Origin of the sequence: Lysinibacillus sp. OF-1, assembly GCF_028356935.1 — a bacterium.
Taxonomy (GTDB): Bacteria; Bacillota; Bacilli; order Bacillales_A; family Planococcaceae; genus Lysinibacillus; species Lysinibacillus fusiformis_D.
On record NZ_CP102798.1, the window covers coordinates 1,853,232 to 1,875,965 of the forward strand.

Consider the following 22,734-nt stretch of genomic DNA (forward strand, 5'->3'; position numbering starts at 1 on the left):
GTACGTAAACCGCCATCTACCTTTTTGATTGCCAATGGGCAGGTCGTTTCAGATAGGAAGGCAATTTAGTAGAGCGGTCACCTTGTGCGGCGTTCATTTGCATTTGTGTTAAAAACAGACTTGTCGAAAGGTCAGCCCCACGTAAATTGGCATCACGTAAATCAGCTCCGATGAAATCTACTGCTTGTAAATTAGCATCTTGAAGATTGGCCGCGATTAAATAGCTACCCCTTAGATCAGTCGCTCGTAAATCCTTGCCTTTTAAATTTTTGCCCATCCAATCCGCTCCACGCTGATTCAAATGTCGCGTGATTTTGCCTTTCAGCCTCTGTTGACGAATTTGTTCGCTTGTTTGTAGTAATAGCGCATTGACAGGCATACGAATAGCCATCATATCGAGTGCTAATAAGGCATCGGCATCAAGTGATTTTGCTTGTTGTAGCTGCTCCAATTGCGTTAGAAGCTGCTCATCAAGCGGCTGTTCACCTGATAGGATAAGGCCTCAGCTACATAAGCAAGCATTTCGTAAAGCTGTTCCATGATTGGGAAAACCCGAAACAACTTGTCAGCATGCTCACGGGATTGTCGCCAATCTTGTCCATGAAACGTGACCTGTGACACTTGCTGCCCAGCACCCAAGCAATCAAAAACCGTACAGCCTTTAAAGCCTGTGTCTTGTAGCTTGCTATGGATATGACAGCTATAGTCATCCTGTAAATTAGGGCATGGGGAGCCAGCTGGTTTATTGATGGCAAAGTCACTGGAAGCAACGATATTTAAAGCGGTACAGCATAAGCCGAAATAGCTTTGGCAATCCGCCTGTAAGCTTTCACGGATTTTTTGCCAACAGAGGTAGCTCTTTTTGTCTGATGTGACATCCTCATTGTCCTCTCTTACCTCATTCATATAGTTAATAGTTTATTATTAACGACAGACTAGCAGTTAAAATAAGGATAAAACTGTATTTTGAAAGATCGTAGGGGATATGGTATTCTTCTTCAAAAGAGTTGTGGAGAAAAGTGGTGGTGAAGCATGGGGTAACGGTCAATGAATTATTACAATTGCCATCCTTTCGGGGGGCAGAGGTGCTAACAGGTCGAAATAATTTACATCGTACGGTATCTTCCTTATCTGTATTAGAGGTATCCAATGTTGATTTTTATTCTAAAATTATTAATCGTGTGCAAGAGGAATGGTATGCAGAAGAGATTGTCATTAGCTCTTTTTACTCCATACGAGATAGTGTGGAGCAGCAATGCGAAACGATTCAGCATTTACATGATTTAGGAGAGCTTGGTCTTATTTTATATTATGTCGGTATTGTCTTGCCCGATATTCCAAAGGAAGTGCTTGACTTAGCGGAGGCGCAAGGATTTATTATCATTTGTATGCCAAGAAATGATTATTCACTGCGTTATAACGAGGTAATTTATGAGGTAATGGAGGCAATTGTTAGCAATCAAGGTGTGAATGATCATTTTGTGAAAGAAACGTTGGAAAAGGTATCCTTACTGCCAGAGCATTTAAGAAGTGTTGAAATTACGCTGAAAATGCTCTCAGATCGTTTGAAAGCCAATATTGTGCTCACAAATAATCATTTTGATATTGTGAATCAAGTGATGTGGCCACGAAATTCATCATTAGATGTAGCGAACGTTATTGAAGAATGCTCGCAGGCCAACTTCCAGCACGAAACAGGAAAGCTAGAGCTAGAAAGAAGTGATGTCTCCTGTGTCGTTGACTATAAAAGAGTGCATCAGAAAAATGGCGAGCCCCTCTTTTTATTCTTAATTAAAGAAAATACAAAACTGCCTGCCAAAACGATTGAAAAAGTAAGTGAGGTTGTGCAAGTAGCCATTAATTTATGGGGGGACAAGCATGATGAGGTAAGTGAGTATGCCTTAGTGAAAGCCATTATTAATGATGAAAGTGAAAAAATGAGAAGATTAGCGAATCTCCTTCATATAGATGTTTCCGCCATTCAAATGATGTGGCTCGTCTACATGCATGATTTAGCGGACGAAAAAAGAATTCGCGATGAATTAGAAGAGCAGCTGTCCAAGTATTACCAAACAAGAGTGATACAATGCATTGATCATTGTATAATTGTGTTACTAGGGAATTGTTTGTATAAACATCATGAATTTGAAATTGCCACTGAATTTAACGATACTACAAGCTATACTGCTCAAATAGCGGAAATTGTTTATGCGCCCAAAATGAGAAATACAAAGTCTGTTCGTCAAATGTATCAATTGGTCAATCAGGTGGGGGACAAGGCCCATACCATTTATCCAATGCAAAAGCTGTTTACGGCAGCGGAAGTACGCTCCATGAAAAGGGCGATGGATGTCAGTATACAGGGAGAAGAAATGATTGAAGAGTATTTGTCTGTCATTGAACCTATCTTGCGCGATCATGATTCCTTACAGACCTTAATTACCTTTTTATTAGACGCAAATGCTAGTGTGGAGCGCTGTGCAGAGCTACTTTATATTCATAAAAATACAGTGAAATATCGCATTAAAAAAATTAGTGAGTTGATTGGCACAGATGTCACAGTATACGCAGAATTTTACGATGTGTATATGGCTTGTATGCTGTATCGATTGATTAATGATTGATTAGAATAATCTGAAATTTTGTCATTTTGAACAAAATTTCAGATTATTTTTTTCATTTACGCAAAAGACGTGAAACCACCCTTTCTTTTATAATGAAGAACATTAACCAATCAAGCAATAACAAGGAGGGAGTCATATGCAAAACGAAAACAAAGGTCAATCATGGTATAGCTTAGGCATTATTTGGGCGGGTGCCATGATTTGTATTCCCAGTTTATTAGTAGGTAACGCACTCATAACAAATATGAGTCTATCAAAGGCACTTGCTGTCGCTTTTGTAGGCTACGCGATTGTCGTATTCATTATGATTTTACAAGGAATGCAAAGCAGTGATTTAGGAAAACCAACTGTTCATGTGGCAGGGCAAGTGTTTGGTAAAAAAGGCTCTCGTACTATTTTGTCCATTATTTTAGCCATTGCTTGCTTAGGCTGGTTTGGTATTCAGGCCAATGTTTGTGGCGTTGCCTTAGCGAATTTACTAGCAATCTATCATTTGAATATACCTATTCCGCTTGCTTCATTGATAAGTGGTATGGTGATGGTCGTATCCGCTCTTTATGGAATGAAAGTGTTACGTGTATTAAGCTATATCGCCGTACCATTACTTGTCATCATTTGCCTTTACGGTTTAGGGCAAACATTAACGGGCGATCAGCTACAGCTTATTCGAGACTATCAGCCACAGGGGAATATGAACTTTATGGATGGTTTAGCTGTAACGATTGGATCTTTTGCTTTAGGGGCTGTCATAGCGGGAGATTATTCGCAATTTTCCAAAAAGCGTTCAGATGTAGTCAAGGCCGCTGCATTGGGCATTATTCCAGCTGGTGTACTAATGATTGTGGTAGGAGCCATCTTAACGATTGCCTATCAGACAAGTGATATTACAGCTGTCTTTCTGCATATCGCAACACCGTTTATTGGTGGGGTTGGCTTGATTTTAGCGACATGGAAAACGAATTTGGTCAATGCCATTTCTGGCGGTATCGCTTTAATTAATGTGTTCGATGTTGCCAAAAACAAAGAGCGCTTAGCGATTGGGGTTGCAGGAACAATTGGCACAATTTTAGCGGTAGTTGGGATATTAAATTATTTTACACCTATTATGTCGATCTTATCGGCCATGATTCCACCTGTTGCAGGGGTGATGATTGCCTCCTATTGGGTGATTCATAAAGGCAAAGCAGATAGCTGGCATGAGGTGGAAGGGGTCAATCGATTAGGCGTATTTTCTTGGTTAGTAGGGGCTATGATTGCCTGTATGCCAGTGGTATTCTCTTTATTCCCTGAGTTGCCATCACTGCCAAATCAACCGATGATTGGCATTATTATTTCATTCGTTATTTATTATATTGGGTATCGTCTATCCATACAAAAAACGGTCATACTGGAGGAACATAGATGAGATATTTAGATCAAGCAGCTATTGAACATATTGCCATTGGTGCAGCATTTCTAGGAACAGGTGGAGGCGGAGATCCATACATTGGGAAACTTATGGCGCTTTCTGCCATCGAAAAAAATGGGCCTGTGAAGTTGTATTCGGTGGATGAAATTGGGGATGATGACTTTTTCATTCCAGCAGCGATGATGGGTGCACCTTCCGTGTTAGTAGAAAAATTTCCACGTGGGGATGAATTTGTCAAGGTATTCCAAAAGCTTGCTCAATATTTAGGAAAAGAAAAAATTGCAGGCACTTATCCAATGGAAGCGGGCGGCGTCAATTCGATGATTCCGATTGTAGTAGCTGCACAGCTTGGATTACCGCTGATTGATTGCGACGGGATGGGTCGTGCATTCCCGGAATTACAAATGGTGACCTTTAACCTAGATGGAATTTCGGCAACCCCAATGGCCATCACAGATGAAAAAGGGAATATTGGTATTTTTGAAACGATTGATAATAAATGGACGGAGCGTCTCGCCCGAACTGCAACGGTAGAGATGGGCGCTAGTTCTCTAGTGAGCCTGTATCCTACGACCGGTGCACAAATTAAGAAAAGTGGTGTGCATCATATTGTGACGCTTTCTGAAAAAATCGGTGAAATTATTGCCTCTAAAGATCAAGAGGTGAACGATAAGCTAGAAAATCTTTTAACGCTTGTAGAGGGCTATGAGCTATTCCAAGGAAAAATAGTAGATGTTATTCGTGAAACAAAAGGTGGCTTTAATCTAGGTAAAATGAATCTTGAAGGGATTGATTCCTATAAAAACGATCAAATGAAGGTTCATTTCCAAAATGAAAACTTATTAGCAGAGAAAAACGAGCAGGTTGTTGCGATGACACCAGACTTAATTTGTTTGGTGGATTATGAAACATTATTGCCTGTTACAACAGAAAGCTTAAAATATGGTAAACGTGTGCGTGTGATTGGCTTACCAGCACATGAAAAGTGGCGTACAGCAAAAGGCATTGAAACAGCAGGACCAAGATACTTTGGCTATGATTATGATTACATGCCAATTGAGGAAATGGTGAAAAAGGAGGTAGCAAAACATGTATAAAATTGGAATTGATGTGGGCGGAACAAATACGGATGCCATCCTTTTAGACCATAATAGTCAACTTATTTACAGTGTGAAATCACCAACAAGCTTAGATATTAAAACGGGTATTGAAAAGTCCTTGCAACAATTACTCAAGGGTGCAAATATTGATAAAACAAAAATAACACATGCAATGTTAGGGACAACCCAATGTACAAATGCCATTGTTGAACGTAAAAAGCTAGCAAAAGTCGGTGTTATTCGGTTAGGCTATCCAGCAACGGCATCAGTACTTCCTTATACAGCTTGGCCAGCGGATATGATCGATCAATTGTCGGGTCATTATGCGATTGCACATGGTGGCTATGAATACGATGGTCAATTATTAAGTGCTCTTAATCAAGAAGAAATTAAAAAACTATTAGAGGAATGGCACGACCAAGTAGAATCGATTGCAATTGTTGGTGTCTTTTCTTCTATTAAAAATGATCAAGAATTACAGGTTCGTGAATGGATTCAAGAGGTCTATGGCGAGGAATTTCCTATTTCCTGCTCCTCATTAATTGGTTCTGTCGGGCTAATTGAACGTGAAAATGCAACGATCCTAAATGCGGCATTATGTAAGGTCATTGAGACAACAACACAGGGCTTTGTCCAGGCGCTTCAAACGGAAGGTATTTTTAATGTAGACGTTTATTTATGTCAGAATGACGGTACGTTAATGTCCATCGATTATGCAAAACAATTCCCAATTTTAACGATTGCCTGTGGGCCAACAAACAGTATTCGTGGAGCGTCGTATTTATCCCAAATTCAAAATACAATGGTGCTGGACGTTGGGGGAACGACTTCAGATATAGGCGTATTACAGGATGGATTCCCACGAGAATCTTCAGTTGCTGTGGAAGTAGGAGACATTCGGACAAACTTTAGGATGCCAGATATTATTTCAGTTGGTCTTGGTGGTGGTAGTATTGTTCGTGTGAACGGTGACAAAATTACCGTTGGACCAGATAGTGTAGGCTATCAAATTAGTGAGGAGGCACTTGTCTTTGGTGGCTCGACTTTAACAACAACGGATATCGCTGTCCGTCTAGGCTTAGCAGAAGTAGGCGACCCCACTTTAGTCGCACATCTAGATGAAGCATTTGCCAAAGCCGTTCAAGAAGAAATTTCTTCCTTACTGGAGCAGGCCATTGATAAGATGAAAACCTCCTCAGAAGATGTGTCACTGGTCTTAGTAGGCGGTGGGGGGATTATCGTGCCAGAGCAGATTCGAGGCGTTTCCATTATTGTGAAAAATGAATATGGTGGTGTGGCGAATGCCATCGGTGCCTCTATTGCGCAAATTAGTGGTCAATATGAGCAAATTTATATTTATGCCAAGGAACCTCGCGAGGAATCATTAAAGGATGCCCAAAGTAAAGCGGTGAAACAAGCAGTATTAGCAGGAGCCATTAAAGAGACGATTGAGCTGGTAGAAGTAGAAGAAACACCACTAGCCTATCATCCAGAAAATGCAACAAGATTAAAGGTAAAAGTAGTAGGGAAAATGGTCTAACACATAAAGGAAGAGTCCTAATCAAACAGGGCTCTTCCTTTTGCTAATGGATCAAACGAATGAATCTCTGCATAGGGTCTGATGTCAGTATCATTTTTGTGCCTATATGGATTGAACCATATACCCTTGATCTTTGCATGCTGACAGCCGCCGATATCCTTTTCTAAGTCATCTCCAACGAATAATGCATCTTCTGGTTGCACTTGAAGCTTGTTTAAGGCAAGTTCAAAAATGCGCTTGTCAGGCTTGCTGTAGCCCACTTCCTCAGAAATAATGAGGAGATTGAAACAGCTAGTTAAATGAGTGTGCATGATTTTTGCTTTTTGTCTCTGAGCCGACCCGTTTGTGATAATGCCAACTTGTACATGCTTTTTGATAGAATGGATAATATTCAACGTATTTTGATTGATAGAAAAACAACAAGGAAACTGTCGATTCCAAAAGTCTTCGATTCAGTAATGTATCGTCTAAATCAAATAGCATCGCTTTCAACTAGCTGTGAATTTGTAAAAATTTATTAAAAATCATTTCAGCTTCGTAGATTTCTGAAAGTGAAATAGTTTTTTGAAGTTGCTATAAAGATTGTGAAGAAAGATATTGAAACGAACCAAAGCAGATTTGCTGAATAAGGTTACACAAAAGTTTTTAAACTTTCCCTCTAAAATTTTCAAGATATTGTTAGGCAGTAAATAAATGTCTCAAGTTGTAACCTCCAAAATATAATATTGTAAAAAATATGGAATAATGGTATATTCAAATAGTAATGGGTTTTTTATGCAGATAAGAGGTGAATATATTTCCTTTATAATGAGGAAAATTCCATTACATTAAGATATTTAATTTACTATTTTCTCAAAAGTTTTATCCTTTACTCATTCTAGAGATTGAAAATTTACCGAGTTATAGTTGAATTAAGTGGAAAAACTACTAGTTGGAGGGAGAAGTTAAGATGAAAAAAAATAGCAAAGTAATAGCGGGAGTACTTTCCTTGGGTCTTTTAACAACTGGCGTGTTAAACGTACAAGCTCTAACAGAGCCCCGTAACATCAATGCGTCTGTTCCTGGTTTAAATCAATCATCAGCTGATGGATATCAACAGAAATCTATCTCAGATAAGGATGGATATTTATTTATTGATTCTATCTCTAACGAGAGTAAACTAGATGCAAGAGCAGAGACGGCAAAACTTACAAATACGGGTCCTTGGGTACGTTTATCTCATGTTAATAAGGGCTATCTATTAGAAAATTCAATTAAAAAAGATAAATATATACAAGCAAGATTCAGTTCTGATGTAACATCATTTTTACCTATCACCGTTACTGGAACATTCCAAGGTAACTAATTCACGGATTTTGTCAACCTGTTTAAACAGATTTAAAGACCATGAGGATTTTAAATCCACATGGTCTTTGTTAATAAGTAAACTTTATTTTTTATTTTACTCCTTTCATTAATTACTATTTAATCTATCTTTTTTAGAGTTGATACTATTAATTAGGGAAACTAGAATTTTGTAAAGTTACCGTTATTTTAGATGTTTGTTATTTTAAGTCGAAGAATAGGAGAGAGAGATGTTAAAACAACAAATAGGGGTTGAATTTAAGCAAATACTTACGTTTAATAGAGTTCTAACTTGGTTTCTTATTATTATTTTACCCGTATGGATACAATATTTAATAATCCATGAAGGCTATTCCTTCACTGACAATATTGATCTCTATGGGCGTTTGCTCAATGGTATTGGAGCAATGATTTTTCCAATTTTAGTATTATTCGTTTTTGCAGATACAATCATTCATGAGAGAAATAATAATTATTTAACATATACCAAAATAAGAATAGATTTTAATATCTATTTGAACGCTAAAATCATAGTAAATGCACTTCTTTCATTTGGGGTTTCATTTTTGTATGCGTTTTTACCATTCCTCTTTGCTCAATATATAAACCCCCAATTTGCATTCATCACTAATATTGGAGATAGTGGGAATATGCCTGGTACGGTAACATTCGATCAACTCTTAGTTTACGGACCTTTTATGTATGGATTTATATACTCCCTCTGGGTAGGTATCAATGGAGTTTTATATGCTACTTTACCTTTAATCTTATGCTTGATCTTAGATAATTCCTTTGTTGCTTTATCGATACCATTTGTATGGTATCAAGCAATGAGCTTTGTTTCTGCTGTGTTAGGTATTTCGAAGTTTGCACCATTATATACAGTTTTTCCGTACTCTATAATGCAACAAGACTTATGGACTGTATTTGTACCATTTATGTTTTTATTAATAATTGTGATTGTGAGTTATGTATATCTTAAGAGAAGGAATTCGACAGAATGGTTATTTTGAGAAGTCTTATCAATGAGTTGCTGCAGTTAAGGTGGAATGTGTTGGGTTTCGTTATTTTTATTTATTGTTTTGGAATAAGAAGAACAATTATTGAAAGTTATGCACCTGTTAATGCTTGGGATCTACTAATAATATTATTAAGTGATGTTAACTTAATTATTTATTTCGTTTTACCATTCCTCTTATATTTCTATGTAACTTTTTTAGTAAAAGGTTTTGAATATCATATATTGATCAGATTAGGCTCATATAAAAAGTGGGTACTCATGGCTTCTAAGAAAATTTTATTGTATTTAGCTTTGACGATTATAGTTTGGCTATTAGTGGCATTCATCATGAGTATAGGGCTTCCCTTTGCAAGTGAATGGAGTTCTGGAAGTAAATTATTTGAACCTACTGCCATTATGAGACAGTATTTTGATCTCCCTCTTCTTGCTCTTTTATATCAAATAGTTATGTTCGTTATTACTACATTTATTATTTTAATGTCGGTTACTACTATATATGTCTTTCTTCAGTCATGGAGATGGATAAGCTTTGTTGTTACGGTTCTATATATATTTTCTTTTGTATCCTGGAAACTTTTCCCTGAGTATTTAGCGAAATTGTCTTTATCAAACTATGTTGTTATGTTCCAAACATTAAATCTTTGGAATAACACATTAACTATCCCTTTAATAGCAATTGTTTCTCTTGGATTAATCTATTTAGCCGTGCAATTTAAAGATGGAAAACAAATAGTCAGCTTTACTTCTTTTCAGACGGGCATAGTAGTATACCTTTTTGTATTAGTATTAGGAACTTACTTTATGGCAGATACCCGAAGTAATACTGTAATTGATCTATTTCTCCTTAATTTTTTCGGTACATCATCTGAGGGTTATACTTTTTTGTCGTATTTGTATTACATAGTAATTTTCTTCGGCTTTTTATATTTGGCACAAATCTATTTAGCAAGTGAGTTTTCTGAGTTGAGCTACTACAAAATTATTCGCTACAACTCTATGTTTAAATGGATGGGCGAATGGTTGCGTAATATTTTATTAATGGCAATATTGTATTTGTTTTTTATATTTATATTGACTTTAACAGTGGCATATTTTAAGGGCATTGAATTTTCCTTTCGAGTGACAGTAGTGGAAGATATGAAATTTACTTCTTTGCTATATCACTTTTTTATCAATGGCTTTCTACAAATAAGCATTTACATTCTGCTGTCGATTACATTACAAATAGTTTCAAAGAGCAGTTCAACCAATTTGGTTACTATAGGCATCTTTATCGCATTATTATTCCCTGGTTATAAATACATTCCAGTGGGTTTAAATGGGTACAGCCATTTGATATATGGCACATCACCAATGATCGTATCATTGTATTTGATCCTTATAGTATTAGTTGAAGGGGTATGTATATTTTATTTACTTAACAAAAAATATATATTTGAGGGAGTATGACTATATATGAGCCTTATTGAAGTAAGAAATGTCAAAAAGTCCTATAAGGGCTTAACTATATTTCAAGATATAGATTTAACTATTGAAAAGGGGAAAATATATGGAATTGTAGGTCCTAACGGTTCTGGGAAATCTGTATTATTTAAGTTGATTTGTGGATTTGTTAGACCCGATCATGGTGAAATAGTAATCAGGGGAGAATATTTACATAAGGATATAACTTTTCCTAAGAACTTTGGAGTCATAATTGATAGGCCAGGATATTTAGGAAATAAAACGGGTTTTGAAAATCTAAAATCTCTGGCTATGATACAGAATAAAATTGATGATGAGCAAATCATTAAAACAATGGAATTAGTTGGACTTCAGCCCACAGCTGAACAGAAAGTACGGAAGTATTCACTAGGCATGAAGCAAAAGCTAGCTTTAGCACAAGCATTTATGGAAAATCAAGAAGTATTAATATTAGATGAACCATTTAATGCTTTAGATTTTGAAAGTGTAGAAAACTTACGTAGCCTCTTACTTAATTATAAAAAGGAAGGGAAAACAATTATTATGACCAGTCATAATCAAGAGGATATCGATCTTCTTTGTGATGAAGTTTATAGAATAAATAAATTTAAGTTAGAGAAGTTATAAAAGTAATATTATTAACAATTTAACTCAGAAGCTATAATTAGAAGGATCAACTTCTAAAAGCTATAAGTGAATAGAGGATCTTTCTCAAATAGCAATTGATTATAAGTGTCCAAAACATGATGAAGATTTTTACAGACTATGGTATTTTAATAAATTGAAGAAGCATTAGAAGCTCATTTAATTGATTAAATATTCTTATAAAAATTCCATACTTAGTTAGAAAGATTAACTCCATTTTGATCATTTTTTTCAAAATGGAGTTTTTGCATTTGCTGATAAATAAAGGATGAAGGGAATTTTTAAATCAAAAGCAATACTAGCTCCATATCCTTTCTTATTACTCATTAAGAGTGCTTCGCTTATGCTTTTCAGTAATAATTTTCTTATTGAGGATTTGCACCTTATGTACCATAAGCAAGCGCATATCTTCCACAATATACTTTGCTAGCTCTTCGTCCGATATATCATCTCCATTAAGATCAAGACGGAATTCCTGCCCTTGTATGCCACCTCCATTTGTAAACTCAATTTCAAAGTCAAAGACAACTCTTTTCTCCATTCATATACCACCTTATCTCTTAGAATGCTATCAATATATTCTGTTTTTCACATGCGAATACCTTCTTTCGAGAAGCAGCGTTTTGAAAAGAAGTGTTTCTGCATGCACAAATGAGCCCCGTTCATTCAATCAAATATTCATTCATATTGCAAAAGAATAAAGGAATGGAAGGCTTTTTAAAAGGACAGACCTAAAGAAAAAGTTTTTTCCTTTTTCTTGTATTTGCCACTTGAAAATTAAAAAGTCATAGTGTACTATTTGACTAGTACACTATGACATGAGGTGTTGAGGTTGAAAAGTTTTGCAGGGCTTTTAAAAAAAGAATGGGTACTTTACCGATCATGGTTTCTAGTGGGGATATTTATTGGTCTCATGTTATCTTGGATCGTTCCCTATGTATTACATCAATATGTTGATCTCTTTGCGCATGAGAATCAACTAGCATTTGCCTTTACGATGCTCGTCCTTGCTCTAGGCGGATTTTATTCTGTCTTACAATTTTTAGCGACGTTGCGTTTGGATATTAAAGCAAAGGAGAGCTGGTTACATTCAACAAGCTCTATCACGAAGCTTATCGGTGCAAAGTTGGTTTGCTCGTTAATAGGCTATGTCCTCTTCAATACACTTTTTACGAGTATAGCCATCTACAATATTAAAGATGAACTGATTGTAAGTACTGGACAAATTTTATTGACTTTGGTATTAGTTGTTATTGTGTTAATGATTTTCCAATTAATGCTATTTATCCTTCTTTTATTCTTTTTAGCTTTTTATTTGCAGTTGAAGCGCGTAATAGGACGTTTTTCGATTGTGCTGACAATGGCTGCATTTTATTTAACGACAGCTGGTTGGGTGCGAATGATGGAAAGTGAGCTGTACCAAACGATCTTCCTCCGTGGAGAAGTTTCGCTTCGCCATATCGAACAGTACTTACCAAAAGGGAAAGAGATGACAATGGAATGGATGCTAGGCTCGTTTTATGTTGTCGAAGAAGTGGCAATGACATTATTCATGCTACTGCTCTTTTTAGCAGCATCTAAATGGCTTGAAAAGGTGGTATTACGATGACAATGGATTTTTCACGTGATAAACCGATTTATAGCCAGCTTGTCGATCGAATTTGTGGGGACATTTTGAAGGGAAAGTTACGGCTGGGAGATCGACTGCCGTCCGTTCGAGAATATGCAGTTGAAACAGGTGTGAATGTCAATACGGTGCAACGTGTCTATAAGGAGTTAGAGGCGATGAAGATAACGGAAACCAAACGAGGTCAGGGTACATTTATTACAAGCAATGAGGAACGCATTGAATTATTACGAGAAGAAATGAAAAATCAGCTAGCTGAAAACTTTTTAACATCGATTGAGGCACTAGGCTTTTCAAAGGAAGAAATGCTTGATGTTTTGAAAAATAAAGCGTGAGGTGAAGGGTATGTTAGAGCTATCAAATGTGTCTTTTCAATATAAGAAACAGCCGATTTTACAGGATATATCCTTTTCCTTCCCGATAGGACAAATCATTGGGCTTGTAGGGGAAAATGGAAGTGGTAAATCTACGCTAATGAAAGTATTAGCGGGTTTATTACGACCTTCTGCCGGTAAAGTCACACTGAATGGCAAGCCTGTCACACGTAGAAGTGCGGACCAAATTGCTTATTTACCCGATACGGATTTGTTTTTTGAGTATTATACGGGCGAACAGCTATTCCAGTATTATGCCTCTCAATTTGAAGATTTTTCCTATGATAAGGCCTGTATCGTCGCACAATTTTTACAGGTGGATAAAAATACGAAGCTACGTCAATTATCAAAGGGTAATCGTGGTCGGATGAAAATGGCTGCTACGCTTGGTCGAGAGGTTCCTTTTTATGTCATGGATGAGCCATTTGCTGGGCTTGATCCCATTGTGAGAGAACAGCTGATTAAGGGCTTAATTCAATTTACAGATATCGAAAATCAAACGATTTTGCTATCAACACATGAATTATATGAGGTAGAACCTATTTTAGATCAAATTATTTTATTGCAGGCGGGGTCCATCACGGCTTATGAAGAAGTTGAAACCTTACGCGATGTGGCGAATAAGGACGCAGTCGAGTGGATGAAGGGATTTTATCGTCAGTAAGCATTTTTAGCAGTGTTGCTTCAATAGCATCCACTGATTGAGGATATAGTCGCTGGCAGATGTCATAGATTTTGATCGTGGAAGAAGTACCATCAAAATCTGGACACCATTATGCCAAGGCGAAATGGATAAGAAAGGGTGAAAAAATATGACAGAACCAATTGTACAATTGCAAAATTTATCGAAAACAATTCGAGGCAAGCAATTAATTCAACAGTTAAACATTGATTTATATCCAGGGCAGATTACAGGATTTTTAGGACCGAATGGAGCGGGGAAAACAACAACCATACGAATGATGACCGGGCTGATGCATCCAACAGAGGGCAATGTCATTATTGATGGGCTTTCCCTACAAGAGCATTATGAGGAAGCCATTAGTAAGGTTGGCGTAATTGTCGAAAATCCAGAGATGTATAAATTTATGTCAGGCTATAAAAATTTACTCCATTTTGCACGTATGCATAAAAATGTGACGAAAGAACGAATTCAAGAGGTCGTTCAACAGGTGGGTCTTGAAAACCGTATACATGAAAAGGTTTCTACGTATTCACTAGGGATGCGCCAACGACTAGGATTAGCGCAGGCGCTGCTACATCGACCAAAGTTTTTAATTTTAGATGAACCAACAAATGGCTTAGACCCTGCTGGTATTCGTGAGTTCCGTATGTACCTGCGCAAGATTGCTTCGGAAGATGGCGTATCCGTTTTTGTATCGAGTCATTTATTATCTGAAATTGAGTTAATGTGTGATCGCGTGGCAGTGATTCAAAATGGGCAACTCATTGACCTCCGTGATATTCACAATGAAAGCTCATCCTTTTATTATGTGGAGGCACAGCCAAAAGAACAGCTGTCTGCTCATTTTGAACAGCATGATTACCATTTCGTTGCTGAAAATGATGGCTATGTAGTGGAAATGAAGAAAGAGGATGTTCCAGCATTGACGACTCAATTAGTGCAAGCGGGTATGCAACTATTTGCTGTACAGCCACATCAAAAAACATTAGAGGATCAATTCTTAGAAATGACTGGAGGCGGACAAATTGCTGAAGCTAATTCAAAATGAGTGGATGAAATTATGGCATAAAAAAGGAACCTGGGCAATGGTGGCGATGCTCATTCTTGTTATTCTTGTTCCTGGTGCTATCATGAAATATTATGAAGTAAAATCAACAGATGAAGGCTCCTGGCAGGAGATCGAGCAGCAAGCAATCCAAGCGAACAAGGAGATGCTTGCAAGTGATGATTTAATGGAGGAAGATAAGGCCCGTTATGAAGAGCAAATCGCTATTTCTGAATATCGTTTAGCTAATGATGCGCCTAGTCAAAAGGATAATAGTCTTGCGAGCTTTATGTCCTTTACAAGTGGTATGCTCACACTTGTTACTTTATTTACGGTCATTACAGCGGCTAGTATTGTGTCGAGCGAATTTTCAACGGGTACGATTAAAATGCTGTTAACACGTCCGATGTCTCGTGCGAAAGTGTTAACGTCCAAACTACTGTCAACCTTCCTATTTGGTTTATTCTTATATGCTGTGAATGTGGTGGTAAGTGCTCTTGTGGGCTTGGTCTTGTTTGGTATGGGAACAGGTGTCGAATTAGAAATCGTCAATGGTCAAGTAGTTGAAAAGGCTGTATGGGGGGATTTAGCGTATCATTATCTACTTTCTAGTGGTGATTTTGTTATGTCTACATTATTTGCCTTTTTAGTAGGTTCGGTGTTCCGTTCAAGCTCATTAGCGATTGGTTTAACGATGTTCCTCTCCTTTACAGGTGGCATGATTGTTATGTTCTTGAGTAGATACGACATTGTCAAATACATTTGGCTCACGCATTCAGATTTAACACAGTATGAACATGGTGGTGGCTCCATGATTGCGGATGTTACGATGCCTTTCTCTTTAACTGTGCTTGCTGTTTATGCATTCTTGTTCCTTGTGATTAGTTATACAACCTTTATGAAACGTGATATAACTGCATAATCTAAAATAAGAACTGTGCCCTAATTGAATTAGGGTGCGGTTTTTTTATTGGGCAACACGAAATATTAAAAAAGTATTTATTTTTTTTTGAATTGCGCCTATAATAATAGCAACTTAGTGAAAACGCTTTTTTTTTTACTAAAGTGGTCTAGACAACTATACCAAAGGGGGATAAATAATGTTTGCTTTCTTACAAAAAATCGGTAAGTCTCTCATGTTTCCAATCGCTACATTACCAGCAGCAGCATTACTATTGCGTTTAGGTTCAGGGGATATGCTTGGAGCCGTACCGAATGAAGCAATCCAGTACATTGCTAGTATTATGGCCGCTTCGGGCAATGCTATACTTGGCAATTTACCAATCATTTTTGCGATTGGGATTGCGATGGGATTTGCACATGATAGCAGTGGGGGCGCAGCACTTGCAGGTGCAATTGCTCATCTTGTATTAGTGGCCGTTTTAGGAACTGTTAATGAAGAATTAAATATGGGTGTGTTTGGTGGTATTATTGCCGGTATTACGGCAGGCTTATTATATAACAAATATTATAATGTGAAATTTCCAGAATGGTTATCATTCTTTGGCGGACGGCGCTTTGTACCGATTATTACGTCCATTACCATGGCGATTTTAGCTAGTATTTTAGCGATTGTGTGGGGACCAATTCAAGGTGGTATTGATTCTGTCGGCAATTGGATGATTGGCGCAGGATCACTTGGTGTTGGAATGTATGGTTTCTTCAACCGTCTATTAATTCCAGTTGGTTTACACCATGTCATTAACACGGTCATTTGGTTTGATTTTGGTGAATTTACGAATGCTGCGGGCGAAGTGGTGAAAGGGGACATCCACCGTTTCTTAGCGGGAGACCCATCAGCTGGACATTTCCAAGCTGGTTTCTTCCCAATCATGATGTTTGGTTTACCAGCAGCATGTTTGGCGATGTACTTTGCAGCGAAAAAAGAAAAACGTCCTGTCGTTGGTGGGATGTTCTTTTCCATCGCTTTGACAGCTTTTTTAACAGGTGTTACAGAACCGATTGAGTTTTCATTTATGTTCTTATCACCAGTTCTATATGGTATTCATGCTGTACTAACAGGTATAGCACTCGCTGTGGCCTATATCGTTGGATTCCGTGATGGCTTTGGATTCTCGGCAGGTTTAATTGACTATTTGTTAAACTTAGGTCTAGCAGATAAACCATTGCTCTTACTGCCTTTAGGCTTAGGCTTTGGTGCGATTTACTTTGTTGTATTCTATTTCTTAATCAAAAAATTAGACTTAAAAACACCTGGACGTGAAGACGACGAGGAAGAGGATGGAGAAGCAAATGCTGCCATTTCTGACGATGTTGATTTACGTGCCTACTATACAATTGAAGCATTAGGTGGAAAAGAGAATATTCAGCAAGTGGATTACTGTACAACTCGCTTACGACTGTCTGTACAGGATGCCGATGTTGTAGATGAAAAAACATTGAAGCAAACAGGTGCACGAGGGGTAATGCGCATTAGTAAAACGAATGTTCAAGTGATTATTGGTACATCTGTTGAGTTTTTAGCAGAGGCTATCAAAGATCGTTTGAAAAAAGGCAATCCAGCACCTACAAATACACAAGTGCCAACAGCACAGTCTGTAGTGCAAGAAGCAGTCAAAAATGAAACAACGAACTTCCATGATTTTGAAATGCCCATGACAGGTGATTTATTGCCATTATCAGAAGTGCCAGATGAGGCATTTTCGGCAGGGTTGATGGGTCCAGGGTTTGGTATTCGTCCAATGGATGGCACAGTTTATGCACCGTTTGATGGGGAAGTGGTGATGATTTTTCCAACGAAGCATGCGATTGGCTTGAAATCAGATGCAGGTCTGGAAGTATTAATTCATGTTGGTTTAGATACAGTTAAACTTGATGGTAAAGGCTTTGACCTGTTCGTCACGGATGGTCAAAAAATTCAGCGTGGAGATATGCTTTTAAAGGCTGATATCAATCAGATTAAAGACCAAGTACCTTCTGTGATCACACCAGTTGTTTTCACAAGTTTAATGGGTCAAGAGATTACACTCGGAAAATCTGGCTATCAACGAGCGGGCTCTACCAATATTATTGCAATGAAAAAGTAACAACAAATAGGGCTGTTTGCAAAAGCTACACATAGGCAATAGGAAATGGCAAATGGACACCTTTTCAACAGCCCTTGTTCAAGAAGAGGAGATGTTTTTCTTGAGTTTAATAATTCGGAACATCACAGTGGTCAACGCAAATGGTCGAGATGAGCAAGTGGATGTGTGGATGAAGGATGGCAAAATTGCACAAATTGCTACACAGCTCAATGTCAATCATGTGGAACAGCTAGATGGTTCAGGGAAATTTTTATTGCCTGGATTTATTGATATGCATATTCATGGGTCCGCTCAAATGGATACAATGGATGCCTCAGATGAGGGACTTCATATAATGGCACAATCGTTACTAAAAGAAGGTACGACAAGCTTTTTAGCAACAACTATGACACAAAGCTATGACAAAATTGAGCGGGCCATTGCCAATGTGGCACAGTTCCAGCCACAGTCAGATGAGGCGGAAATATTGGGGCTTCATATTGAAGGACCATTTGTTTCAAAAGAGCGGGCGGGAGCACAACCTCTTGACTATATTGTCCCGCTTGATATGGCTATATGGACAAAATGGCAGGAATTAAGTGGCCATAAAATTAAGCAAATTACGCTAGCACCAGAGGAAACGAATGGCATGGCAGCAGTGCAAAGCATTTCTGCAAGCGGTGTCATCGTATCGATTGGTCATTCAGATGCAACATTTGAGCAAATGCAAGAAGCGGTTCAATTAGGTGCTTCACAGGGGACACATTTATACAATCAAATGCGTCCATTCCATCATCGTGACCCAGGTGTCGTTGGTGGCGTCTTGTTGCTAGATGCCATCAAGGCTGAGCTCATTGTTGATTTTATTCATATGCATGAAGGGGCAGTGGAAATGGCCTATCGGTTAAAGGGAGCAGACGGTCTTATATTAATTACTGATGCGATGCGCGCAAAGGGTATGCCATATGGAGCGTATGATTTAGGCGGCCAAATGGTTCATGTGACTGAAGCGGGCGCTCATTTATCAAACGGTGCTTTAGCGGGTAGTATTTTAAAAATGGATCAAGCTCTACGAAATATGCGTCATATTACGAAATGTACAATGGAGGAGCTTGTGAAAATGTCAAGCTTCAATGCTGCTCAGCAATTGAAATTAACCAATAAAGGGCAGCTTGTGCAAGGCTATGATGCAGATGCTGTGATTATGGATGAACATTTAAAGCTTTATCAAACAATTAAGGCAGGCAAGGTCTTATATGATGCCATGCAATAGGCGATGACCGTTAACGTCAGAAGGCATGCAAACATCTAGCATGGAACGATCGAAATGAAAAGGTGATAGAACATGAATACCTATTTTCAACAAGTCAATCGATATTTAACAATGGTGGCACAGCAGGAAAGTGAACAAATTAGACATGTTGCCCAGCAAAGTGTTGAACGTCTCACAAAGGGAGGCATTATCCAGCTGTTCGGCTCTGGTCATTCCATGTTATTAGCACAGGAATGTTATTACAGAGCGGGTGGCTTAGTGCCTGTTAAACCGATACACATTGAATCGTTAATGCTGCATCAGGGTGCACGGCAATCCTCGCAAAATGAAAAAAAACAGGCATTTTTAGCCTCATATAAGGATCAGCTACAGTTTGATGACCACGATGTTTGTATCATCATTTCGACATCTGCCAATAATCCAGCACCAATTGATATGGCTATCTACGCTAAGGAAGCGGGTGCTTTAACCATATCCCTGCAATCACTGGAGTATCAGCAACAGCCATCACGACATCCATCAGGCAAGCGTTTAGAGCATGTGGTCGATGAAGTATTGAATACGCATGTTCCATTAGGGGATGGTGTGTTAACTGTTAATCAGTTGCAATATGCACCTGTGTCCACCGTCTTAGGTGCGACATTATTAAATGCTTTATTCGCACAAATTATTGAGCTAATGCATGAACAGGGTGCAAATATACCAGTGTTTGGTAGCAATAATCTAGGTAAAAATAATAACGATGCGCTCATTGATCAATATGGTCAGCGTATTCATTTTTAAGGCACGAATGAAGGAGGATGAACGGTGAGATTAAAAAGATTTTCCTCAATTGATGATTTATATGCACAAGCCGTGACAACAATCGTTGAAGCTAAAAATAATGGGGCGACAACTTTTGGATTGGCTACTGGTGGAACAATGGAACCGTTATATGCTAAAATCTGCAAAACAGATCTCGATTTTTCACATTGCATTAGCTTTAATTTAGATGAATATGTGGGGCTTGAGGCAACTCACGAGCAAAGCTATGCCTATTATATGAACAAACATTTATTTCAGCAAAAACCATTTCGAGCATCCTATTTGCCAAATGGTCTAGCAGCAGATCCTTTAGTGGAGGTAGCTCGCTATGAAGCCTTACTGCAACAGTATCCCTTAGACTTCCAATTGCTTGGGATTGGTCAAAATGGTCATATCGGCTTTAATGAACCAGGCACGTCATTTGCTTCCTTGACGCATCTTGTCACATTGGAAGAATCTACTCGTCAAGCCAATGCTCGTTTCTTTTCATCCATTGATGAGGTGCCGACACAGGCATTCACGATGGGGATTCAATCAATTATGCGTGCAAAGTGCATTTTGTTAATCGCAGTGGGAGAAACTAAGCGTGAGGTTTTAGAGCGCATGCTGGCATCTGATTATACAGAAGATGTTCCAGCAAGTGTGTTGTCCAAACACCCAAACGTTATCATTTTGACAGACTTACAAGAAGAGGAGAATATATAATGAAAACACAACAATTTACAGTAGTCGATCCTTTAGGAATTCATGCACGTCCAGCAAGCCAACTTGTGGCAAAAGCAACACCATTTACTTCATCAATTGAAGTGCGTACAGAAGAAAAAGCAGCTAATTTAAAATCCATTTTAGGTGTGATGGGATTAGCCTTGAAGCAAGGCTCACAATTTACACTTGTTGTAGATGGGGAAGATGAAGAGCAAGCATTAACAGCTTTAACGACACTCATAACAGAAATGGGGCTTGCACAATGACACAACTCACTGGTATTGCCGCTTCAGACGGCATTGCCATTGCCAAAGCATATCGTTTTGTCCAACCAGATTTAACATTCACGAAAACAACGGTTCAAGATATCGAGGCTGAGCAACAACGTTTAGCAGCCGCTCTTGCCAAAGCAGAGCAAGAGCTGGTGGTCATTCAACAGCAAACATTGAAAAAATTTAGTGCTGAAGAGGCTGCGATTTTTGAGGCGCATTTATTAGTGGTGAATGATCCAGAATTAATTGGGCCGATCAATCAAAAAATTGCAGATGAGGCGGTTAACGCAGAGTATGCCTTACATGAAGTATCGTCTATGTTTGTGGCATTATTTGAAGGTATGGACAACGAATACATGAGTGAGCGTGCATCCGATATTAAAGATGTGACAAACCGCATATTAGCACATTTGCTCGATGTACATATTCCAAATCCAAGCAGTATTAACGAACAGGTGATTATTGTTGCGAATGATTTGACCCCTTCAGAGACAGCCCAATTAGACCGTAATTATGTCCTTGGTTTTATTACGGATATCGGTGGTCGTACATCCCATTCAGCCATCATGGCACGCTCGTTAGAAATTCCAGCAGTCGTAGGGGCAGGGACGGCAACGACAACGATTCAAGATGGCGATTGGTTAATCGTCGATGGTTTATCTGGTAAAGTGCTTGTAAATCCAACAGCAGATGTCATTGCTAATTATCAAGAAAAGGCACAACATTATCGTACACAGCAGGCGGAGTGGTCTACATTAGTAAACGAACAAACTGTGTCCAAGGATGGCGTACATGTTGAACTAGCTGCGAATATTGGATCACCAAGTGATTTGGACGGTGTGCTGCGTCATGGTGCTGAAGGAATTGGCCTGTATCGTACAGAGTTTTTATATATGGGTCGAGAAAACTTGCCATCAGAGGACGAACAATTCACCGCATACAAAACAGTCATTGAAGGAATGAAGGGTAAGCCAGTAGTTATTCGAACACTGGATATCGGTGGTGACAAACACTTACCATATTTGCCATTGCAAGAAGAAATGAACCCATTTCTCGGTCATCGTGCCATTCGTCTATGCTTAGAGCAACAAGAGCTATTCCGTACACAATTACGCGCTTTATTACGGGCTTCGGTATATGGTAACTTAAAAATTATGTTCCCAATGATTGCGACCATCCAAGAATTTCGGGAAGCAAAAGCCATTTTGCTGGAAGAAAAAGAAAAGCTTGTAGCGGCATGTATTGCTGTAAGCTCAGACATGGAAATCGGAATGATGGTTGAAATTCCAGCCACAGCAGTAATGGCAGACATCTTTGCGAAAGAAGTGGATTTCTTCTCCATTGGTACCAATGATTTAATTCAATATACAATGGCTGCGGATCGTATGAATGAAAAGGTTTCTTATTTATATCAACCGTATAACCCAGCCATTTTACGCTTAATTCAAATGGTTATCGAAGCTGCCCATAAAGAACAAAAATGGGTAGGGATGTGTGGTGAAATGGCAGGCGATGAGTTTGCTGTTCCACTATTGCTAGGATTAGGCTTAGATGAATTCTCCATGAGTGCTGCATCTATTTTAAAAACACGCTCCTTGCTAAAGCAATTATCTGCCACAGAAATGCAAGCTTTAGCAGCACAAGCCCTCCAATTAGCAACAGCCGAGGAAGTGTTGGAAAAAGTAAAGCAGGCTGTGAAATAAGATAGACCAAAACCCATCTACCTATACACAATTATGGTAGATGGGTTTATATTGTTAAAAAATAACATTAAAAA

General features: G+C 38.4%; 20 protein-coding genes and 2 pseudogenes. 19 read left to right on the forward strand and 3 right to left on the reverse strand.

Annotation, left to right across the window (positions count from 1 at the left end; all coding sequences use genetic code 11):
* Positions 1–16 precede the first annotated feature (16 nt).
* Positions 17–878, reverse strand: a pseudogene (locus NV349_RS08800) (pentapeptide repeat-containing protein).
* 144 nt (positions 879–1,022) lie between these two features.
* On the opposite strand from NV349_RS08800, the gene NV349_RS08805 reads away from it, so the two are divergent.
* The 4 genes from NV349_RS08805 (at position 1,023) to NV349_RS08820 (ending at position 6,672) form a co-directional block, all read left to right on the forward strand.
* Positions 1,023–2,624 carry a PucR family transcriptional regulator gene (locus NV349_RS08805; protein WP_249645804.1) on the forward strand — a complete coding sequence of 534 codons (1,602 nt, stop codon included), beginning with the start codon at positions 1,023–1,025 and terminating at the stop codon, positions 2,622–2,624.
* Positions 2,625–2,760: 136 nt separating this feature from the next.
* Entirely contained in the window at positions 2,761–4,029 is a 1,269-nt protein-coding gene (locus tag NV349_RS08810; protein WP_271913017.1) for a cytosine permease, read from the forward strand.
* Positions 4,026–5,129: an S-methyl thiohydantoin desulfurase family protein gene (locus tag NV349_RS08815; protein WP_058843739.1), complete on the forward strand. Its 1,104-nt coding sequence runs from the start codon at positions 4,026–4,028 to the stop codon at positions 5,127–5,129. The genes NV349_RS08810 and NV349_RS08815 overlap by 4 nt, the downstream gene beginning before the upstream one ends.
* Positions 5,122–6,672, forward strand: coding sequence for a hydantoinase/oxoprolinase N-terminal domain-containing protein (locus NV349_RS08820; protein WP_058843738.1), 1,551 nt, complete (start codon positions 5,122–5,124; stop codon positions 6,670–6,672). Before NV349_RS08815 ends, NV349_RS08820 begins: the two co-directional genes overlap by 8 nt.
* 17 nt (positions 6,673–6,689) lie before the next feature.
* Here NV349_RS08820 and NV349_RS08825 read toward each other — a convergent pair.
* Positions 6,690–7,124: pseudogene (locus tag NV349_RS08825) on the reverse strand (HAD family hydrolase); the annotation flags it as partial.
* 497 nt (positions 7,125–7,621) lie between these two features.
* On the opposite strand from NV349_RS08825, the gene NV349_RS08830 reads away from it, so the two are divergent.
* The 4 genes from NV349_RS08830 (at position 7,622) to NV349_RS08845 (ending at position 11,128) form a co-directional block, all read left to right on the forward strand.
* Positions 7,622–8,017 (forward strand): hypothetical protein, encoded by a 396-nt coding sequence (locus tag NV349_RS08830; protein WP_051891561.1) that lies wholly within the window; start codon positions 7,622–7,624, stop codon positions 8,015–8,017.
* Between the two features lie 229 nt (positions 8,018–8,246).
* The gene (locus NV349_RS08835) at positions 8,247–9,029 is read left to right on the forward strand and encodes a hypothetical protein (protein ID WP_036117185.1); all 783 of its coding nucleotides are present in this window, start codon (positions 8,247–8,249) and stop codon (positions 9,027–9,029) included.
* Positions 9,030–9,070: 41 nt separating this feature from the next.
* Positions 9,071–10,486, forward strand: a complete 1,416-nt coding sequence (locus NV349_RS08840; RefSeq protein ID WP_155273167.1) for a hypothetical protein — start codon at positions 9,071–9,073, stop codon at positions 10,484–10,486.
* A gap of 6 nt (positions 10,487–10,492) precedes the next feature.
* Positions 10,493–11,128 (forward strand): ABC transporter ATP-binding protein, encoded by a 636-nt coding sequence (locus tag NV349_RS08845; RefSeq protein ID WP_089932440.1) that lies wholly within the window; start codon positions 10,493–10,495, stop codon positions 11,126–11,128.
* 337 nt (positions 11,129–11,465) lie between these two features.
* On the opposite strand, the gene NV349_RS08850 is transcribed toward NV349_RS08845, so the two are convergent.
* Positions 11,466–11,687: a cyclase gene (locus NV349_RS08850; RefSeq protein ID WP_271913019.1), complete on the reverse strand. Its 222-nt coding sequence runs from the start codon at positions 11,685–11,687 to the stop codon at positions 11,466–11,468.
* Positions 11,688–11,969: 282 nt separating this feature from the next.
* Between NV349_RS08850 and NV349_RS08855 the strand changes: the two genes are divergently transcribed.
* From NV349_RS08855 to ptsP, 11 genes are all read left to right on the forward strand, one after another.
* Positions 11,970–12,755, forward strand: a complete 786-nt coding sequence (locus NV349_RS08855; protein WP_271913020.1) for a hypothetical protein — start codon at positions 11,970–11,972, stop codon at positions 12,753–12,755.
* Positions 12,752–13,108 (forward strand): GntR family transcriptional regulator, encoded by a 357-nt coding sequence (locus NV349_RS08860; RefSeq protein WP_036117195.1) that lies wholly within the window; start codon positions 12,752–12,754, stop codon positions 13,106–13,108. Before NV349_RS08855 ends, NV349_RS08860 begins: the two co-directional genes overlap by 4 nt.
* A gap of 10 nt (positions 13,109–13,118) precedes the next feature.
* A complete protein-coding gene (locus NV349_RS08865) occupies positions 13,119–13,811 on the forward strand; it encodes an ABC transporter ATP-binding protein (RefSeq protein ID WP_271913022.1) in 693 nt (230 codons plus the stop codon).
* A 148-nt stretch (positions 13,812–13,959) separates the two neighbouring features.
* The gene (locus NV349_RS08870) at positions 13,960–14,880 is read left to right on the forward strand and encodes an ABC transporter ATP-binding protein (protein ID WP_036117199.1); all 921 of its coding nucleotides are present in this window, start codon (positions 13,960–13,962) and stop codon (positions 14,878–14,880) included.
* Positions 14,858–15,799 carry an ABC transporter permease gene (locus tag NV349_RS08875; RefSeq protein WP_271913024.1) on the forward strand — a complete coding sequence of 314 codons (942 nt, stop codon included), beginning with the start codon at positions 14,858–14,860 and terminating at the stop codon, positions 15,797–15,799. Before NV349_RS08870 ends, NV349_RS08875 begins: the two co-directional genes overlap by 23 nt.
* Before the next feature lie 178 nt (positions 15,800–15,977).
* Positions 15,978–17,924, forward strand: coding sequence for an N-acetylglucosamine-specific PTS transporter subunit IIBC (gene nagE / locus NV349_RS08880; RefSeq protein WP_271913026.1), 1,947 nt, complete (start codon positions 15,978–15,980; stop codon positions 17,922–17,924).
* Between the two features lie 100 nt (positions 17,925–18,024).
* A complete protein-coding gene (gene nagA, locus NV349_RS08885) occupies positions 18,025–19,176 on the forward strand; it encodes an N-acetylglucosamine-6-phosphate deacetylase (RefSeq protein WP_271913028.1) in 1,152 nt (383 codons plus the stop codon).
* A gap of 72 nt (positions 19,177–19,248) precedes the next feature.
* On the forward strand, positions 19,249–19,959 hold the full coding sequence (locus NV349_RS08890; protein WP_271913029.1) for an SIS domain-containing protein: 711 nt from the start codon (positions 19,249–19,251) through the stop codon (positions 19,957–19,959).
* Positions 19,960–19,983: 24 nt separating this feature from the next.
* Positions 19,984–20,685 (forward strand): glucosamine-6-phosphate deaminase, encoded by a 702-nt coding sequence (locus NV349_RS08895; RefSeq protein WP_089932438.1) that lies wholly within the window; start codon positions 19,984–19,986, stop codon positions 20,683–20,685.
* Entirely contained in the window at positions 20,685–20,951 is a 267-nt protein-coding gene (locus tag NV349_RS08900) for an HPr family phosphocarrier protein (protein ID WP_036117208.1), read from the forward strand. Before NV349_RS08895 ends, NV349_RS08900 begins: the two co-directional genes overlap by 1 nt.
* Positions 20,948–22,660, forward strand: a complete 1,713-nt coding sequence (gene ptsP, locus NV349_RS08905; RefSeq protein WP_271913030.1) for a phosphoenolpyruvate--protein phosphotransferase — start codon at positions 20,948–20,950, stop codon at positions 22,658–22,660. Before NV349_RS08900 ends, ptsP begins: the two co-directional genes overlap by 4 nt.
* Positions 22,661–22,734 lie beyond the last annotated feature (74 nt).

Excerpts from the sequence above, each read along its gene's own strand:
- NV349_RS08865 (WP_271913022.1), top strand. The coding sequence starts at position 13,119 with ATGTTAGAGCTATCAAATGTGTCTTTTCAATATAAGAAACAGCCGATT.
- NV349_RS08890 (WP_271913029.1), top strand. The coding sequence starts at position 19,249 with ATGAATACCTATTTTCAACAAGTCAATCGATATTTAACAATGGTGGCA.
- NV349_RS08810 (WP_271913017.1), top strand. The coding sequence starts at position 2,761 with ATGCAAAACGAAAACAAAGGTCAATCATGGTATAGCTTAGGCATTATT.
- ptsP (WP_271913030.1), top strand. The coding sequence starts at position 20,948 with ATGACACAACTCACTGGTATTGCCGCTTCAGACGGCATTGCCATTGCC.
- NV349_RS08860 (WP_036117195.1), top strand. The coding sequence starts at position 12,752 with ATGACAATGGATTTTTCACGTGATAAACCGATTTATAGCCAGCTTGTC.
- NV349_RS08830 (WP_051891561.1), top strand. The coding sequence starts at position 7,622 with ATGAAAAAAAATAGCAAAGTAATAGCGGGAGTACTTTCCTTGGGTCTT.
- NV349_RS08835 (WP_036117185.1), top strand. The coding sequence starts at position 8,247 with ATGTTAAAACAACAAATAGGGGTTGAATTTAAGCAAATACTTACGTTT.
- NV349_RS08850 (WP_271913019.1), bottom strand. The coding sequence starts at position 11,687 with ATGGAGAAAAGAGTTGTCTTTGACTTTGAAATTGAGTTTACAAATGGA.
- NV349_RS08815 (WP_058843739.1), top strand. The coding sequence starts at position 4,026 with ATGAGATATTTAGATCAAGCAGCTATTGAACATATTGCCATTGGTGCA.
- nagE (WP_271913026.1), top strand. The coding sequence starts at position 15,978 with ATGTTTGCTTTCTTACAAAAAATCGGTAAGTCTCTCATGTTTCCAATC.
- NV349_RS08845 (WP_089932440.1), top strand. The coding sequence starts at position 10,493 with ATGAGCCTTATTGAAGTAAGAAATGTCAAAAAGTCCTATAAGGGCTTA.
- NV349_RS08900 (WP_036117208.1), top strand. The coding sequence starts at position 20,685 with ATGAAAACACAACAATTTACAGTAGTCGATCCTTTAGGAATTCATGCA.
- NV349_RS08870 (WP_036117199.1), top strand. The coding sequence starts at position 13,960 with ATGACAGAACCAATTGTACAATTGCAAAATTTATCGAAAACAATTCGA.
- NV349_RS08820 (WP_058843738.1), top strand. The coding sequence starts at position 5,122 with ATGTATAAAATTGGAATTGATGTGGGCGGAACAAATACGGATGCCATC.